The sequence below is a fragment of the Pseudomonas sp. GM49 genome (assembly GCF_000282355.1).
Lineage (GTDB): Bacteria > Pseudomonadota > Gammaproteobacteria > Pseudomonadales > Pseudomonadaceae > Aquipseudomonas.
The window spans coordinates 1-16,361 of record NZ_AKJL01000125.1 but is presented as its reverse complement, the minus strand read 5'-3'; the positions used below and the strand labels follow the sequence as shown (position 1 = coordinate 16,361).

Here is a 16,361-nt window from a genome sequence, read left to right as displayed (position 1 = left end):
AGCAGCTGCCGAGCCCGCGAGGCTGCGTTCGGCTGCTACATGGATCGCGTTTTGGCTTAACTGATCGGCTTCAGGGTGATAGCGCGGGCCCGCTGTATGTCACGGATCAGGCGCACAGCGCCAACCGCCAGCTGGAATGAATGTGCCGAGTGAAGACATGACGGCCTCATTGGCGAAAATATCCGGGGCAAACGGGTCCACCGATGATGGCAGCAGGCATTGGCCGGTTTTGGCGGGGAGCGTTGAGCACTCGATTTTCCACGGGGTTTCTCCGGCGTGATGCCGGCCAAAAGACAGTTCGCAGGCAAAAAGGGAAGCAGGGTTTATTGAGCTTTCGGGTTGGCTGAGCTTTTCGCGCAAATGAGTGCCCGGTGTCAGCGGTGTGGGGCGGCTGGCGGCGAACAGAAAATAGTCCCCGGCCAATAACAGACAGCCCTGACGCGATGGATCATCCATCGCTTGCAACCAATGGCCACGACAAGCGCCAAGGGAGTCGGGCAAGCGTTCCCATATTTCGTAGTAGCTTTCGTCCAGCGCGGTTTCGATCAGACACTCACTGGTTTCAAAGTGCATGCGACCAATGTCTTCAGCGCCACTGACCGGCTGATAATCCATTTTGCGATGCCATTGGCAAATGTCGGCGTCTATCCGGGTCACCCCGGCGAAACCTTTCTGTTCACACAACGCCAGATGTTGAGAGTGGCTGAGCTCCTCGAGCGCCAGACTTGGGAGCGAATTGGGGGGGATTCGCAGGTCGGCAAACAGTCGTGGTGTCTGTAGCCAATACACGGCCGTTTCACTGTCCGAACGCCCTGAGCGGTGCTGGATCAAACGCCGCTTCCATACGCCAAGGTAACATTGCGCAACTTGATGCATTGATATTCCCTTTGTCATGCGTTGTGTTTGGGCAGTACCGGCAGTCCGAAATGGCGATCGTACAGTTTGTGCATCAGGTCGCCAAACTCGATGTCGTGTTGACGTTCCGAGCAATATTCATCCCATGGCCCACTCCCCAGTGCCGAACATCATTCGCTATGACCTCATGCCTGGAAAAAAGCCCGGGCAACTCGGCCTTGAGAAAGTCCACCCAGGTCCTCACTTTGGCATCCAGAAAACGCCTGGAAGGATAGAGTGCATAGACATTGCGCTCCCTGAGCCGGTGGTCGCCCAGCAAGCGCAACAACGTGCCCTCACGCAGCGACCGGGTTGCGGTGTAGAACGGCAGCAGACTGATGCCCATCCCTGCCTCCGATGCACTGACCATCGCCTCGGCAACGTTGCTCTGGAAGGTCTTGCCGGGAACCACTGCGTGCTCACCCTGTTCGTCACGGAAGACCCACTCATCACCGTACAACGGGTCGACCATGCGCAGGCAGCAATGTTCATGCAGTTGTTCGGGGTGGGTGGGCAGACCCCGGCGCGCGATGTACGCAGGCGATGCGCAAGGCATGCTGAAGATACGCCCTACCGCTTGGGCAACGAATTGTGAATCCGCCAATTCCTGGGCAATGGAAATGACCACGTCGTGCCCGTCTTCAAGGGGATCGGGGTTGCGTTGCGACAAGGTCAACTCAACCACCACGTCCGGATAGAGCTCGCAGTAGCGGGCAATGAGTGGCGTCATAAGCACGCCCAGCCCGGTCAAACAGTGCAGACGCAACCGGCCAACGGGCTCCAGGTGAGCGCCACGCGCTTCTGCGGTGGCCTCGGCCATGTCGTCAAGTATTTGCCGTGCCCGCAACAGGAAGCGTTCACCGGCTTCGGTCAGGCTTAAACGGCGGGTGGTGCGCTGCAGCAGGCGAGCCTGCACGTGCTGCTCAAGATCAGCCACCAGCCGAGAGACTTGCGCCGTGGAAAAGTCCAGCGCCTGTGCGGCGGTAGTAAAGCTGCCTGCGTCGGCTACACGCACAAATACCCGCAGGCTGTTAAGCAAGTCCATGAACCCTCCGGCGGCAATGACTGTTGCATCCAGTGTAACGCTGCATCAAGTACAGCCCTCTTTAACCAAACCCATAGAAGAATAGAATTGACCCATCAAAACACCACGGAGAAAAAAGCATGAAGATCTTGTTGAGCGTACTGTTGGCCCTGACCACAACCGCCGTCATGGCCGCCGAAAGCAACCCGGCCACAACAACTCCATCCCTGGATATCGCGAAGGTCATCTTTGTATCCGATACCTCGACTGCATGCGAAGTCGTACCGGCGACCATGGTTTACATCGACCACCAGGGTCAAACCCACAAGTTGACCTACCAGGTGATGGGCAGTTGTTCGGGCGTTTGAGAGACCGGGAGGATTGCGTACCTCGTCCGCCACCACCGCAAAACCCGGCCATGATCAGTGCATGCCGTTAGCAGCACGACTGCGTTGCCAGCTGCAAACAGGGCCAATCGCGCCCAGACTTTATTGCTACTCACAGCAACGTCCATGTGTAGCTCAGGATCAGTCGGTTCTCATCGATATCGGTGCGGTAATTGGAGCGCGCCATGGCATTGCGCACCCGGATGCCTAGCCCCGCGAAGGTGCCACTTTGCACGACGTAACCGAGATCCAGGTCGCGCTCGCGGTCCTTGCCTTCAAAGCCCTTGCCGGTGTCGACGTTGTTGCCGGTGATGTAGCGCACGGTGCTGGTCAGGCCCGGCACTCCGAGGGCGGCGAAGTCGTAGTCGTAGCGCGCCTGCCAAGAGCGCTCGTCGGTGGAAGCGAATTCATAGGTCGGCACTTCGTTGCCCAGCGGCGAGATGTTGGCAAATACCCGAGGGAACGCGCTTTCACCGTAGATGCCCTGGTAGCCGATGTAGAAGGTATGACCGCCGTGCTTGGCCGACAGCAGGGAGAAAAACGCCTGGTTGTCGATGTTGCCCAACAGTTTCTTGCCATCCTCCCTGGCGTCGAAATAGCCGAGGTTGGCGCCCACGATCCAACTGCCCATGGGCTCGCTGTGTTTCAGGCCCAGGAAGCCCTGATGGTAGATGTCTTCCAGTTGCCCGTACCAGGCGCTGACGCTGGTGCGTTTGTCGTTGAAGGCGTAATCGCCGCCGCCATAGTTGAAGGCGTCACTGCTGACCTGGCGCTGAGGCACGTAGCCGAGCATGGCCTGCATCTTCTCGTCGCCGGCCTCATTGCGCAGGTGAGTGGAGCTCAGATGGCCGCCTTGCAGCGTCAGACCACTGATCTCGCCGGAGGTGATGCTCGCCCCCTGGTAGCTCGGCGGCAGCAGGCGGATGTCACTGAAAACCAGCACCGGCAAGTTGGGTTGCAGCTCGCCGACGCGCAGTTCGGTCTTCGAGTAACGCAGCTTCAGCGTGCCTTCCAGACGGCTGTAGTCATCGGCCGCGCGGCCATCGCTGTGCACCGGCAACAGGCCGGTGTTGACCCGGTCCGGGCTGCTGTCGAGCTTGAGCCCGAGCAGGCCGATGACATCGACGCCGACACCGATCGGCCCTTGGGTGTAACCGGACTTGGCGTTGAAGATAAAGCCCTGGGCCCACTCCTCGGCCTTCGACTGCCGGCTAGCGCCGACAATGTCCGAATAGTCCCGGCTGAAGTAGTAATTGCGCGCCTGCAAGGTGGCGGTGGCATCCTCGATAAAACCGCCTTCGGCGGCCATCAGTTGGCTGGAACAACCCAAGGCGACAGCCATGGACAATAGCGTACGAGTTGCATGAATGGTTGGCTTCATCGGTGTGCTCTTATTGTTGTTATGAACGAGGTAAGGCGTGGCGAATGCGGGTCAGCGCGCCACCTCCCGGGCGCTGCTGGGTGGGGTTGCAAGGGTCGGCCGCCGCGCACTCGACAGCAGGTGCGCGGCCATGCCGAAAATCAGCCCCCAGAACGCGGCGGACAAGCCGAACAGCGACATGCCCGAGGCGGTAGTAAGGAACGTCACCAGCGCCGCTTCGCGGTCACTGGGCAGAGCCATGGCGTTGGCCAGGGCGCCGGCAATTGCAGCGAACAGGGCCAGGCCCGCCAGGGCGGCGATCAGCTCTTTGGGGAAGGCCGCGAACAACGACACCAGGGTCGCACCGAAGATGCCCAATATCAGGTAACAGAGGCCGCCGACCACGCCGGCGACATAGCGTTTGCCCGGGTCTTCGTGGGCCTCGCGGCCAGTGCAGATGGCGGCAGTGATCGCCGCCAGGTTCAGGCCGTGGCAGCCAAACGGCGCCAACAACGCCGTGCCCAGCGCGCTGCAGGCGATGATCGGGCTGGCCGGTGTGGTGTAACCCGAGGCGCGCAAAACCGCCATGCCCGGCACGAACTGCCCGGTCAGCGCCACCATCACCAGCGGCAAGGCGACGTTCAAGGTTGCACCAAGGCTGAACTGCGGGGTGATCCACACGGGCGTCGCCAGGCCGATCACCAACGCTTCACTGTGCAACTGGCCGGTGAACATGGCGATGGCACAGCCCACCACCAGTACCGCCATCACCGCGTAACGCGGCAGCAGCCGTTTACACACCAGGTAGGTGGCGAACATTGCCAGCACCAACCCGGGCTTGCCTTGCAATGACACGAACAGGCCAGTGCCAAAACGGAACAGAATCCCCGCCAGCATTGCCGCCGCGATGGCTCCGGGCAGCTTGCTGATAACGCGGTCGAAGGCGCCCGAAATGCCGACCAGGAAGATAATCAAGCTGCTCAGCAGATAGGCGCCGACGGCCTCGTTCATCGAGATGCCCGGCAGCAACGCCACCAGCAGGGCCGAGCCTGGTGCCGACCAGGCAATGATGATCGGCACGCGGTAACGCAGGCTCAGGCCAATGCCCAACAGCGCACTGCCAATGGAGATCGCCCAGACCCAGGACGACAGCAGTTCGCGAGGCAGATGCGCGGTGTCCGCCGCCTGGAAAATGATCACCAGGGGCCCCGCGTACGAGATCACCGTGGCAATAAAGCCTGCAACCGCAGCGGACAGCGAAAAGTCACGCATTAAGCCTTTCATCTAACAGCTCCTTGTGGACTCAGGCCTTGGCCGCAGACAGCGGCGCGGTAACGCTGGAGGCGTTTCGCTGGTTGCTGATGGCAAACAGGGTCATGGCGATCGCGGCCACCGCACCCGGCAGGGCGAACGCCATGAAGTTCAGTTGCAGCGGCAAACTGATCCCCAGCAACGCGCCGCCTAGCAACGGGCCGACAATGGCACCGTTACGGCCGATCCCCGACGCCCAGCCAAGCCCCGTGGAACGAATGGCCATGGAGTAGAACTGCGCAGCACAGGCGTACAGCAGGATTTGCGAACCGATGGTGGTGGCGCCGGCGATAGCGATCAGCAGGTACAACACAGGCGTCGGGCTCTTGAAACCGAGCAAGGTGATCGACACCGCGGCAATGGCGAAGAACACCGCCAACACCCGTGGCAGGTTGAGCTTGTCGCCCAATACACCACCGCCCACCGCACCGAAAATCGCGCCGAAGTTCAACACCAGCAGGAAGGATAAGCTTGAGCCCAGGCTATAACCGGCGTTGGCCATGAGTTTCGGCAGCCAGGAACTCAAGGCGTAGACCATCAAGAGGCAGCAGAAAAACGCCAGCCAGAGCATCAGCGTGCGCATGGCGCGGCCTTCGCGAAAGAGCTGCAGCACCGGGGTGCCAGTTCCCTTCACCTCAGTCATGTGCAGGGTGTCGCCGGCCTGTGCGACGTAGTGTGCGTCAACGCGCTGCAGTACGTTGCGCGCCTCCTCGGTGCGCCCCTGACGCAGCATGAAACCCACTGACTCCGGCAGGAAATACATGATCAACGGCAGCAGCAGTAACGGCAGCCCAGCCACGTAAAACACCGCCTGCCAACCAAAGCTGGGAATAAGCACGATACCCAGGCCCGCGGAGAGCATGCCGCCCACCGAGTAACCGCTGAACATGATGGCGACCAGGGTGCTGCGAATTTTCTTCGGCGCGTACTCGTTCATCAGCGCCACCACGTTGGGCATTACCCCGCCGATGCCAAGGCCGGCAATGAACCGGCAGATGCCAAAGGTCGTGGGGCTCGTGGCAAAGCCATTGAGCACGGTGAAGCCGCTGAAGAGCATCACGCAAAGGGTGATGGTTTTCTTGCGCCCGATCTTGTCCGACAGCGGGCCGAAAAACAGCGCACCGAACATCATGCCAAATAGCGCATAACTGCCCAGCGCCCCGGCCTCCAGCGGGCTCAGCCCCCACTCTTTCATCAGCGTCGGCAAGACCACCCCGTAGATCACCAGGTCGTAGCCGTCGAAGATGATGATCAGGGCGCACCAGAACAATACCATCCAGTGAAAGCGGTTGAAGCGTGCGTTGTCGATAACCTCGTGTACATCGATTTTTCGCATGGCATGGGTCTCTTGTTGTTATTTTTTATTGTTCGTTTTGGCGTTTCAGCGTGCGGCTGTGGGCGGTGCAGGCAACGGTCCGCCGATGGCGGCCGCATTGTTGCGTGCCATGCACAGCACTGTTACGCAGGATGCAAATCAAGGGTATTGAGACCGCCACAGTGGCAATATCCGCTTTGCGCAGATCGCTATCCGTTTTGTGCAGGGGGTGATATCGGAGTGACCGGCATGAAGATTGATCGATTCATGGTCCAGCCTCCTCGCTCAGGGTTTCGCCAACGGTTCTTTAACCCCTTGTGGAGCGCGCATGTCTGGCGGTGGGGCAAACTGAATCCGCTGCGCTGTTTCGGTGTGCTCTGGCTTGAAAAAGTCTGCTGGCATCGTCGAGCCAAGTGTCCAGTCGCTGAAGGTAACCTGATGCCGGGACTGCTGCGGATCATCGCGAAACACCGCGCGCAGCATGCGCGGCAGCTTGCCTTGCGCACCGATCCAGGCTTGCAGGAACACAGTGTCACTGACGTATGCAATGACATCGGTGGTGCTATCGCCCACGACCGTGGACTGGCCGATGTAAAACGCCGCTCGCTGATATGCCGCCTCGAGCGTCACATCGATGGTCGGTGGCGCGTCCACTTGCGCCAGCAGGTTTTCCTTCGGCGCAAAGGCGTAGGCCTGTTCGGACACGTGTTGAACGGCCATCCGTATTGCCGGGTGATCCATCCAGACCTGGTCGTGCGCAAGCTCAATGGCGACGAACATGTTCTGCAGGTGACGGGACGAGCTGGATCAATACTCGGGTTGAAGCTATACCGAAAGGGTTCAGAGTGAGGATGGACCACACGCTCGATTAGCGACTGAGGAGAACTTCGCGGTGTCGAATCAGCTGGTCATACGCAACATGACCCGTCCCGAACTGGACGAGCTCGTCGGTTGGGCTGCCCGTGAGGGTTGGAATCCCGGCCTTCACGATGCCGAGCTGTTCTGGGCTACGGACCCTGCCGCCTTCATCGCGGCGTCCCGGGGCGGCGAGTTGATCGGCGGCGGTGCCATTACCTCCTACAATGGCGAATTCGGTTTCATGGGCTTTTTCATCGTCCGGCCTGAATATCGCGGTCAAGGTCTGGGCAATACCCTCTGGCACGCACGCCGCGAGCGACTCCTCGCCCGCCTGCGCCCAGGCGCGAGCATCGGCATGGACGGCGTCTTCGCGATGCAGGACTACTACGCCAAGGGTGGTTTCGCTTTCTCCCATCGCAACCTGCGTTTTCGTGCCGAGATCACCGAACGCCCGGCGACCTCGCAGGTAGACGACCTGGACATCGTCCCGTTGGCCACCTTCCCGTTCGATCAGGTTGTCGATTACGACCGCACCTGCTTCCCCGCCGCTCGCGCAACCTTCCTGAGCGGGTGGATAACCCAAGCCGATGCACTCGCCGTGGGTTGCCGGCGCGAGGGCAGGCTAAGCGGCTACGGCGTAATCAGGCGCTGCCGGGAGGGCTGCAAGATCGGCCCCTTGTTCGCCGATGACGCCCTGGCAGCCAATGCCCTCTACGCGCGCCTGGCGGAATTTGCGCAGGGTGGCCCGCTGTTTCTCGATGTCCCGGAGAATAACCCCGCCGCCATGGCGCTCGTGCACCAACAGGGCATGACCGAGGTGTTCGGCTGCGCACGCATGTACCTCGGCCCTCCTCCGGCGATCGCGCACGAACGTGTGTTCGGCGTCACGACCTTCGAGCTCGGCTGATGTCCGCTCGCGACCTCATCGGTTATGGCGGCTGCCCACCCCACCCGCGATGGCCCGGTGAGGCGCGCGTCGCGCTCCAGTTCGTACTCAACATCGAAGAGGGTGCGGAATCATGCATCCTCAATGGCGATGCACAGTCGGAGGCGTGGCTTCACGAGCTACCGGGTCGCCCGCCACGTGTGGGGGAACCGGACTTGAGCGTCGAGGGCATGTACGAATACGGATCGCGCGCAGGGGTGTGGCGCATTCTGCAACTGTTCAGCGCCCGGGGCCTGCCGCTGACCGCCTTCGCCGTCGGCCGGGCACTGGAACTCACCCCGGCGATTGGCCATGCGCTCTGCGCTGCCGGGCATGAGATTGCCGGGCATGGCTACCGTTGGCTGGACTATCGCGACATGCCAGAAGACCAGGAGCGGCGCCATATCCGCCTCACCCTCGACGTGATCGAGCAGATCTGCGGTAAACGCCCCGTAGGTTGGTACACGGGAAGGGTCAGCCAGAACACCCGCCGCCTGTTGCGTGAGGAAGGCGGGTTTCTCTACAGCTCCGACGCCTACAACGATGATCTGCCCTATTGGCTCCCGGGTTCGCCCGCCCACCTGGTGATCCCTTACACGCTGGTCAACAACGACGCCCGCTATCTGCTGCCGAACGGTTTCGCCTGCGGTGAAGACTTCTTCCGGCTGCTCAAGGATGCTTTCGACCTGCTATGGCAGGAGGGCGCGCAACACCCGAAGATGATGAGCGTCGGCCTGCATGGGCGGATCAGTGGCCATCCTGGTCGAGCGATGGCGCTGGCACGCTTTCTCGATTACGTGCAAGGCCACGACGCGGTGTGGATCTGCCGGCGCGAAGAGATTGCCAGGCACTGGATAGCCCGATTCCCCGCCTGATTGGCAAGGGGTCCGGAACGGTCTTAGCCACGCAGGCGTATCAACATTCGGCACACTCGCCCGTGCGCTGGCCCGAGCCGCGCTCGAGGCGTCAACGCAGACTATTCTTGATCTGAGTAACCGACCGGTCGCACCGAAGGAGGTCACTCGTTTATGCACTGTGTCCTTTTCGAAATCCGCCGCGGTTCGATCTGATGCATGAACGCCAATCGATCCGCGCCGTCATCGAGTACCGATGAACTACCGGTCTGGGGCACGGCCCCAGGCACTTTTGTCTGACACCCTGAAACGGAGACGCCAGCATGAGCACCTTGCAACTTCACCCTGCACTGGACAATGGTATTCAACCCGCCGCCGCGAATTTCGCAGGTGGCACCCTGCAATGCCTGTGTGCGACCGACAAAGTCGAGGTCAGGATCGACGCACAAACTCTGCATAACCACGCATGCGGCTGCAGCAAATGCTGGAAACCAAAAAACGCGACATTCGCCGTCATCGCCGTGGTGCCTCGAGATAAGGTCAGCGTCATTGCCCACGGCGAAAAGCTGGCGATTGTCGACGAAACCGCCACCATCCAGCGCCACGCCTGCAAGCAGTGTCACGCCCATCTCTTCGGGCGCATCGAGAACAAGGACCATGCGTTTTATGGCCTGGACTTCGTCCACACCGAGCTATCGCCACAGAGCGGATGGGCTGCGCCGGGATTCGCGGCGTTCGTGTCCTCAATCATCGAAACCGGCACACCGCCAGCGCAAATGAAGGCTATCCGCGAACGCCTGCGCTCGATCGGCCTGGAGCCCTATGACTGCCTGTCCCCGGACTTGATGGACGCACTGGCGACTCATGTCGCCAAACAGAAAGGCCTGCTCCCCGCCGCCTGATTGATCGGTCGCCGCGGTTTCTTTTCCGGACCGCGGCTCCGATTCACCGTTGATGTTGTGCGCCCCACATAATTAGCTGGGGGCTGTGGTCATTAAGACAACGGATTATTTCAGTTCTGTACCAACGTGGCCGAATGCCTGGGCAGGAACACCTCGGCCAGCATGCAGCGAGCGCTACCGCCACCGATGCGCTCGATGGTGTCGATGTTCACTGGCAACGGCGTGGTGTGAGTTTCGATCAAGCGACGCTGGTCGGCGTCCAGTGATTGCCAGGCGGTGCGCGACATCACCAGCAGCGGTTCGCCCGCTGCGTTGTGCACTTGCAGCATGTTGCCGGCAAAGGACTCCAGCTGCGCCCAGTTCAAGGCGATGACCTGTTTGCCGCTGGTTTCGAGTCGGTTACGCAGTGCCGCACGTTCGCCCGGCTGGGGCACGGATGCCAGGCAAACCACCGCCAGGCGGGTGCCGACACTCATCATGACGTTAGTGTGATAAATCGGCACGCCTTGGCGGTCCACCGCGTTGAACGCACACAGTTCATAGCTCAGATGACTGACCAACTGATCCAGTGCCCGGGCGTGGGTGCGGGTCGAGTACCCTGCGTAGCAGATCCGCTGTTGCCGATCCAGGACCATGCTGCCAGTGCCCTCCAGGAAAACCTCCTGCTCTTCGAGGCTGGACAGGTCCAGCACCTGCTCGACCCGGTATTCGCCCAGCAACCCGTCGAGTACACCTTTATCCCGTTCCAGACGCCGGTTGTGGCCCTGCATCGGGTACAGCACCAGGGTGCCATCCGGGTGGCTGCTCCACCAGTTGTTGGGGAAGATCGAGTCCGGGGTATGCGGCGCTTCGCGATCGTTATGCACCAGGACTTCAACGCCGTGCCGACGCAACGCGGCGACATAGCCATCGAACTCGGCAAGGGCCTTGAGTTGTACGTCTTCCGCAACGGTTGCCGGACGCTGGAAGCGGTTGTTCGCCGCCGTGTCCTGATTGAAGGAGAAACGTGTCGGGCGAATCATTAAAACCGTATTGGTGGTTTGCATGGGCACAGACTCAATGAGGGTCGAGAGAGGCTCATTGTCTGTTTCGAGGCGGAAAAAACCCGGTTGATAACGGCTATTGCGCTGATGAAAACGGCTGAAGATTGCTGGTCACCCAGCCGATTCGGCGGGGTTGAAAAACAAAAAAATCGCTGCTTTGGGCAGCGATTCCTGTCTTACTCCATCGTGGTCTTGACCATCGCCAGCTCCGGGTGGCTGACCAGTTTGTCGATGTGCAGATCCGGGTCGTCAAACCAGACTTCGGTCAGCACCCGGTAATGCTCCATGTCACGGCAGCGCATGCGCAGGCTGTAGTCGAATGCGCCACTGATCAGGCGACATTCCAGCACCTGAGGGCAGGCACGGACCTTGGCCTCGAAGGCCTTTTGCGCCGCGCGTCCGCTCTGGTTCGACAACGCTACCAACACGAGCAACGACAAGCCCGGCGTCAACTTCTTCTCGTCGAGAATCGCGCCATAGCCGCGAATGACCCCAAGCTGTTCCAGCTTGCGTACCCGTTCCAGACACGGCCTGGGGGTCAGGTGTACGCGCTCGGAAAGCTTTTGATAAGTGATGCGCCCTTCGTGGCGCAACACTTCAATGATTGCCTGATCGATACGATCAAGCACGATCGACAGATCGCGGATATCCGCCATGTACGCCTTGCCTCACTTCAAACGACCCGATAGAAATTGCTGCAAACGTTCACTGTTTGGCCGGTCGAGTATCGTAGCATCACCCTGCTCCTCGACCCGCCCCTGATGCAAGAACAACACCTGGCTGGAGACCTGCCGGGCAAACCCCATTTCGTGGGTCACCATCAACATGGTCCGGCCTTCTTCGGCCAGCGCCTGAATGACCTTCAGGACTTCACCCACCAGTTCCGGGTCGAGCGCCGAGGTTGGCTCGTCGAACAACAGGATTTCCGGTTCCACCGCCAGGGCACGGGCAATCGCCACCCGTTGTTGCTGCCCGCCCGACAGAAACGCCGGGTACTGATCAGCCACCCGTTGCGGCAAGCCGACTTTGTCCAGATACGCCCGTGCGCTTTCTTCAGCAGCCTTGCGACTCATGCCCAGGACCCGACATGGCGCCAGCACGATGTTCTCCAGCACGGTCAGGTGACTCCACAGATTGAAATGCTGGAACACCATCGCCAGTCGCGTACGCAAACGCTGCAACTGCTTTGGATTGGCAACTCGCATGCCGCCAACGCCCTGACGGGTGAGAACTCGCTCGCCATCCAGAGCAATGGCGCCTTCGTCCGCCCGTTCCAGAAAGTTGATGCAGCGCAGCATGGTGCTTTTGCCCGAACCGCTGGCACCGATCATGCTCACCACGTCCCCTGCCCTCGCGTTTAACGAGACGCCCTTGAGCACTTCATTGTCACCAAAACGTTTATACAGATTTTCAACCGTGAGTTTGTACATGCGAATACTCCTGGAGCGGCACACTGATCGGCGCCACTCTGGATAAAGAATGGAAGTCAGTGGGCCGGGCCCAGGAAGCTCAGCCAGCGTTTCTCAGCCAGGCGGAACGCACCGACCAGCCCGAACGACAGCAGGAGGTACAGCAGACCGGCAATACCGAAGGCCTGAAAGGTCATGAAGGTCGCGGCGTTGGCGTCCCTGGCGATTTTCAGGATGTCCGGAATCGTTGCGGTGAACGCCACCGAAGTCGCGTGCAACATCAGGATCACTTCGTTGCTGTAGTACGGCAGCGCGCGGCGCAGCGCCGAAGGCAGAATCAGTTGCAGATACAGGCGCCAGCCACTGAGGCCATAGGCATGGGCCGCTTCGATTTCACCGTAGGGAATGCTGCGGATCGCTCCGGCGAAAATTTCCACGGTGTAGGCGCAGGTGTTGAGGGTGAACGCCAGCAAGGTGCAATTCATGGCATCGCGGAAAAACGCTTCGAGCAATGGCTGTGAACGGACCACTGCAATGCCGTAGATCCCGCTGTAGCAAATCAGTAACTGGATATACAACGGCGTGCCGCGAAAAATGTAGGTAAACAGCTGAACCGGCCAACGCAAAACTCCCCAGCGCGAGACGCGCAAGATCGCCAGGGGCAATGACAGAAAAAAGCCCATGGCAATGCTCGCCACCAGCAGCCACAGGGTCATGGCCAACCCGGTGAGGGTCTCGCCGTCGCTGAACAGAAAGGGTTTCCAGTATTCGGCAATCAACTCGATCATCGCGCCATCCCCCGTACACCTTGGTTGTAGCGCCTTTCCAGCACGCGCAAAACGTAGTTCGAAGCACTGGTGATCAGCAGGTAAAGCGCTGCCGCCAGCAACAGGAAATCAAGCATGTTGAACGTGCTTTTGCCGGCCTCTTGCGCGACTTTGACCAGGTCCGACAAACCGATGATCGATACCAGCGCCGTAGCCTTGAGCAGCACCAGCCAGTTGTTGCCGAGGCTCGGCAAGGCGAAACGCATCATTTGCGGGAACACCACGAAACGAAAGCGCTGCCAACGGTTCAGGCCAAAGCACGCGGCGGCTTCCTGTTGACCGCGAGGCACACTGAGAATCGCTCCACGAAAGGTCTCGGTGAAATACGCCCCGTAGATAAAACCCAGGGTGATGATGCCGGCCACGAATGGGTCGATTTCCATGTAGGGCCAGCCCATGGCCTCGGTCAGGGCGCTGAGCCAGCCTTGCAGGCTGTAGAAAATCAGCAGCATCAATACCAGGTCGGGCACGCCACGGATCAGCGTCGTGTAAAAGGTCGCCGGGAGATTCAACAGCTTCAGCGGCGACAGCTTGGCCGCCGCGCCGAGCAGCCCCAGCGCCATGCTCACCAAAAGCGCGAGCGCCGACAGTTTGAGGGTGACCCAGGTGCCATGCAGCAACAAAGGGCCATAGCCTTGCAGGGCCGAAAGATCGAGCCCCAGAATATTCAGGAAGGAGTTCACGCCAGTCACCTGTCTTGATGCGCCCCGGTCACTGCAACACAGCGACCGGGGCACGAGGATCAGTTGTTGTAGAGGTCCAGATCACCAAAGTGTTTCTGCTGGATCTGCGCGTAGATGCCCTTGTCGTGCAGGGCCTTGATGGCGGCATTGAGCATGCCTTTGAGCTCTTCGTTGTCCTTGCGCACACCAATGGCGATCTCTGACGGCACCAACGGGTCACTGATGCCTTCGCTGTTTTGGAATTCGGCCCCTTGTGGCGAGGTCAGGAAGCTCATCTGTGCTTGCAGCTTGTCCTGGATCGACGCATCGAGACGGCCAAATACCAGGTCGGCATAGACCTGATCCTGATTCTGATAGGCCCGCAGTTTCACCCCGCCCGGCGCCAGTTTGGCCTTGGCGTAGGTTTCCTGAATCGTGCCTTGCATGTAACCGATGGTTTTGCCGCGCAGCGACTCGGCGGTAGGCAGCAGTCCGGAGTCTTTGCGGGTAACGATGGCGGTCGGTCCGGCGTACAGGCGATCGGTAAAGTCGATCTGTTTTTTACGCGCGTCGGTAACGGTCATCGAAGATTCGATGGCATCGAACTTGCCGGCCTTGAGCCCCGGAATCAGCCCGTCGAAATCATTGCTGACCCACACACAGGTGAGCTTCAGCTCGGCACATATTGCATTGCCCAGATCCACGCCGAAGCCCTGAACCCCGCCATCGGCCGTGGTGGATTCAAAAGGTGGATAGCTTGGGTTGACGCCAAATCGCAGCTCCTTCCATTCCTTGGCACTGGCACCCGTGGTGCAGCAGAGCAACGCGAGTGCCGGCAAAGTCAGCCATTTGATGTTCATCTTCTAGAGTCCCGGATTATTTTGATTTATCGCGATCCAGCGCCTGCGTCGGACCACATTTTTTTGACAGGGGCAGAGAGTCGATGCGGTCTTCACCGCAGCCGTTTTTGTTGTTGTATTCGACTGGAAGCAGCCAGTCGTCGGAGTTGCACTCCATCTCAAGCAGCGATCAACAAGCGCTTGAAACGGACCGCCAGAATGCCAATTGCCGGGATGGTGCTGGTGTCGTATCCCTACGCTCAAACAGCGTGCCTGTGCTGAACGACGGACTTTTACAGCCGATTCTGTCGTCTGCTCCAAGTCACTGTTTCTCCACTTGATGGGAGCGGAACAGGAAATGCGAATGTCTTTGTGGCGTTCTTTATTTGCATAACGATGCTTCGTGAAGCACATGGCGATTCAGCCGTGCGCGCGAGGTGCGAGTAGTAACTGTCACTTGGCCGATTCGGCTGTGCGCCCTCTGTTTTTCGACTTCTCTCGCTGTGTCCAGGGTCAGTATTGGCCGAAATCTTCTCGCCATTGCCTCGACAATAGGTCCGTTGCAAACACATGGACTGCCTCCTGAGTCTCAGCCGCCAAAGCGCAAGGTCGTCCAGACCGGCACACAAAAAAAAGCCCAAAGGAACCCAATATGACCCGTTACATTGACGTCAATGATCTGAGCCGTCTCGTCCAGGAAAAAGGCTTGCCTCGGTGCCTGACCGAAATGGCCGAGTACATCCGTCAAGACTACGTACGCTGGCCGGATTTCGAAAAATGCGCGCGCCTGGCGAACCACTCGCCGGAGGGTGTCATCGAGCTGATGCCCGTGTCTGATGCCTCGCTCTACGCCTTCAAGTATGTCAACGGACATCCGAAGAACACCCACAATGGCATGCTGACGGTCATGGCGTTTGGTGCACTGGGAGACGTCGATACCGGCAAGCCTGTTTTACTGAGTGAAATGACGCTGACTACCGCCATTCGCACCGCTGCCACTTCTGCGCTCGCGGCCCGCTACCTCGCCCGGCCGGACAGTCGCCGAATGGCACTCATCGGCAATGGCTCACAGAGCGAATTCCAGGCCCTGGCATTTCATACCTTGCTGGGCATTACTGAAATCAGCCTCTACGACATCGATCCGGCCGCGACAGCGAAGCTGGTAGCCAACCTGCGGGCCTACCCCGCCATACAGGTGACTGTCGCCAAAACCGTCGCGGAAGCGGTACGTGGCGCCGATATCGTGACCACGGTCACGGCCGACAAGGCCTACGCAACGATTTTAACCCCTGAGATGATCGAGCCCGGGATGCACCTCAACGCAGTGGGCGGCGATTGCCCCGGCAAGACCGAATTGCACCGGGATATCGTGGAACGTGCGCGAGTCATGGTTGAGTACGAGCCTCAAAGCCGAATTGAAGGGGAAATTCAGCAGATGCCCGCCGACTCTCCGGTTATCGAATTCTGGAAAGTCATCACTGGTCAGACCCCAGGTCGCCAGCATGCCGAGGAAGTCACCTTGTTCGACTCGGTCGGCTTCGCCATCGAGGACTACTCCGCCTTGCGCTATGTGCTGGATGTTGCAAGAACGCTCAACATTGGCAGCGACATCCAGCTGGTGCCAGAGCTGCAGGATCCCAAGAACCTGTTCTCGCTGCTACAGCCTTCAGCAAACGACGATGTAAGGCTTCGAGCTTAATACCACTCGTACTTCAAAGTGTTCACCTGGCGGCCCCTTCGGCTCCCCCCCCC

17 protein-coding genes and 1 pseudogene are annotated in these 16,361 nt (G+C 59.8%); 5 read left to right on the top strand and 13 right to left on the bottom strand.

Annotated features, from left to right (window positions below):
• Positions 1–99: 99 nt before the first annotated feature.
• The 3 genes and pseudogenes from PMI29_RS16885 to PMI29_RS16890 form a co-directional block, all read right to left on the bottom strand.
• Positions 100–876 carry a hypothetical protein gene (locus PMI29_RS16885; RefSeq protein ID WP_007997331.1) on the bottom strand — a complete coding sequence of 259 codons (777 nt, stop codon included), beginning with the start codon at positions 874–876 and terminating at the stop codon, positions 100–102.
• A 29-nt stretch (positions 877–905) separates the two neighbouring features.
• Positions 906–986, bottom strand: a pseudogene (locus tag PMI29_RS32575) (TetR/AcrR family transcriptional regulator); the annotation flags it as partial.
• Positions 950–1,939, bottom strand: coding sequence for a LysR family transcriptional regulator (locus PMI29_RS16890; protein WP_007997330.1), 990 nt, complete (start codon positions 1,937–1,939; stop codon positions 950–952). The gene PMI29_RS16890 and the pseudogene PMI29_RS32575, both read right to left, overlap by 37 nt.
• 119 nt (positions 1,940–2,058) lie before the next feature.
• On the opposite strand from PMI29_RS16890, the gene PMI29_RS16895 reads away from it, so the two are divergent.
• Entirely contained in the window at positions 2,059–2,286 is a 228-nt protein-coding gene (locus PMI29_RS16895; RefSeq protein WP_007997328.1) for a DUF2790 domain-containing protein, read from the top strand.
• Positions 2,287–2,416: 130 nt separating this feature from the next.
• Here PMI29_RS16895 and PMI29_RS16900 read toward each other — a convergent pair whose 3' ends face one another.
• From PMI29_RS16900 to PMI29_RS16915, 4 genes are all read right to left on the bottom strand, one after another.
• Entirely contained in the window at positions 2,417–3,685 is a 1,269-nt protein-coding gene (locus PMI29_RS16900; protein WP_007997326.1) for an OprD family porin, read from the bottom strand.
• A gap of 51 nt (positions 3,686–3,736) precedes the next feature.
• Complete coding sequence (locus PMI29_RS16905) at positions 3,737–4,948, bottom strand: benzoate/H(+) symporter BenE family transporter (protein ID WP_007997324.1); 1,212 nt, start codon at positions 4,946–4,948, stop codon at positions 3,737–3,739.
• Positions 4,949–4,967: 19 nt separating this feature from the next.
• Complete coding sequence (locus PMI29_RS16910) at positions 4,968–6,311, bottom strand: MFS transporter (protein WP_007997323.1); 1,344 nt, start codon at positions 6,309–6,311, stop codon at positions 4,968–4,970.
• A 264-nt stretch (positions 6,312–6,575) separates the two neighbouring features.
• Positions 6,576–7,070: a DUF2092 domain-containing protein gene (locus PMI29_RS16915; protein WP_007997317.1), complete on the bottom strand. Its 495-nt coding sequence runs from the start codon at positions 7,068–7,070 to the stop codon at positions 6,576–6,578.
• Between the two features lie 112 nt (positions 7,071–7,182).
• Here PMI29_RS16915 and PMI29_RS16920 point away from each other — a divergent pair, with 112 nt between their 5' ends.
• The 3 genes from PMI29_RS16920 to gfa all read left to right on the top strand — a co-directional run bounded on the left by PMI29_RS16920 (position 7,183) and on the right by gfa (position 9,829).
• Positions 7,183–8,055, top strand: coding sequence for a GNAT family N-acetyltransferase (locus tag PMI29_RS16920; RefSeq protein WP_007997310.1), 873 nt, complete (start codon positions 7,183–7,185; stop codon positions 8,053–8,055).
• Entirely contained in the window at positions 8,055–8,948 is an 894-nt protein-coding gene (puuE, locus tag PMI29_RS16925; protein WP_007997308.1) for an allantoinase PuuE, read from the top strand. Before PMI29_RS16920 ends, puuE begins: the two co-directional genes overlap by 1 nt.
• A 302-nt stretch (positions 8,949–9,250) precedes the next feature.
• Positions 9,251–9,829, top strand: a complete 579-nt coding sequence (gene gfa / locus PMI29_RS16930) for an S-(hydroxymethyl)glutathione synthase (protein ID WP_007997306.1) — start codon at positions 9,251–9,253, stop codon at positions 9,827–9,829.
• A 110-nt stretch (positions 9,830–9,939) separates the two neighbouring features.
• Here the strand turns inward: gfa and ctlX are convergent, their stop codons facing one another.
• The 6 genes from ctlX to PMI29_RS16960 all read right to left on the bottom strand — a co-directional run bounded on the left by ctlX (position 9,940) and on the right by PMI29_RS16960 (position 14,630).
• Positions 9,940–10,875 carry a citrulline utilization hydrolase CtlX gene (ctlX, locus tag PMI29_RS16935; RefSeq protein WP_007997304.1) on the bottom strand — a complete coding sequence of 312 codons (936 nt, stop codon included), beginning with the start codon at positions 10,873–10,875 and terminating at the stop codon, positions 9,940–9,942.
• 173 nt (positions 10,876–11,048) lie between these two features.
• Positions 11,049–11,528: an Lrp/AsnC family transcriptional regulator gene (locus PMI29_RS16940; protein WP_007974731.1), complete on the bottom strand. Its 480-nt coding sequence runs from the start codon at positions 11,526–11,528 to the stop codon at positions 11,049–11,051.
• A 12-nt stretch (positions 11,529–11,540) separates the two neighbouring features.
• The gene (locus PMI29_RS16945; RefSeq protein ID WP_007986657.1) at positions 11,541–12,302 is read right to left on the bottom strand and encodes an ABC transporter ATP-binding protein; all 762 of its coding nucleotides are present in this window, start codon (positions 12,300–12,302) and stop codon (positions 11,541–11,543) included.
• A 56-nt stretch (positions 12,303–12,358) separates the two neighbouring features.
• Positions 12,359–13,069 (bottom strand): ABC transporter permease, encoded by a 711-nt coding sequence (locus PMI29_RS16950; protein WP_007997303.1) that lies wholly within the window; start codon positions 13,067–13,069, stop codon positions 12,359–12,361.
• Positions 13,066–13,791, bottom strand: a complete 726-nt coding sequence (locus PMI29_RS16955) for an ABC transporter permease (RefSeq protein WP_007997302.1) — start codon at positions 13,789–13,791, stop codon at positions 13,066–13,068. Before PMI29_RS16955 ends, PMI29_RS16950 begins: the two co-directional genes overlap by 4 nt.
• A 59-nt stretch (positions 13,792–13,850) precedes the next feature.
• Positions 13,851–14,630 carry a transporter substrate-binding domain-containing protein gene (locus tag PMI29_RS16960; protein WP_007997301.1) on the bottom strand — a complete coding sequence of 260 codons (780 nt, stop codon included), beginning with the start codon at positions 14,628–14,630 and terminating at the stop codon, positions 13,851–13,853.
• Between the two features lie 631 nt (positions 14,631–15,261).
• Here PMI29_RS16960 and PMI29_RS16965 point away from each other — a divergent pair.
• Positions 15,262–16,308: an ornithine cyclodeaminase gene (locus tag PMI29_RS16965; protein WP_007997300.1), complete on the top strand. Its 1,047-nt coding sequence runs from the start codon at positions 15,262–15,264 to the stop codon at positions 16,306–16,308.
• The last annotated feature ends 53 nt before the right edge of the window (positions 16,309–16,361 follow it).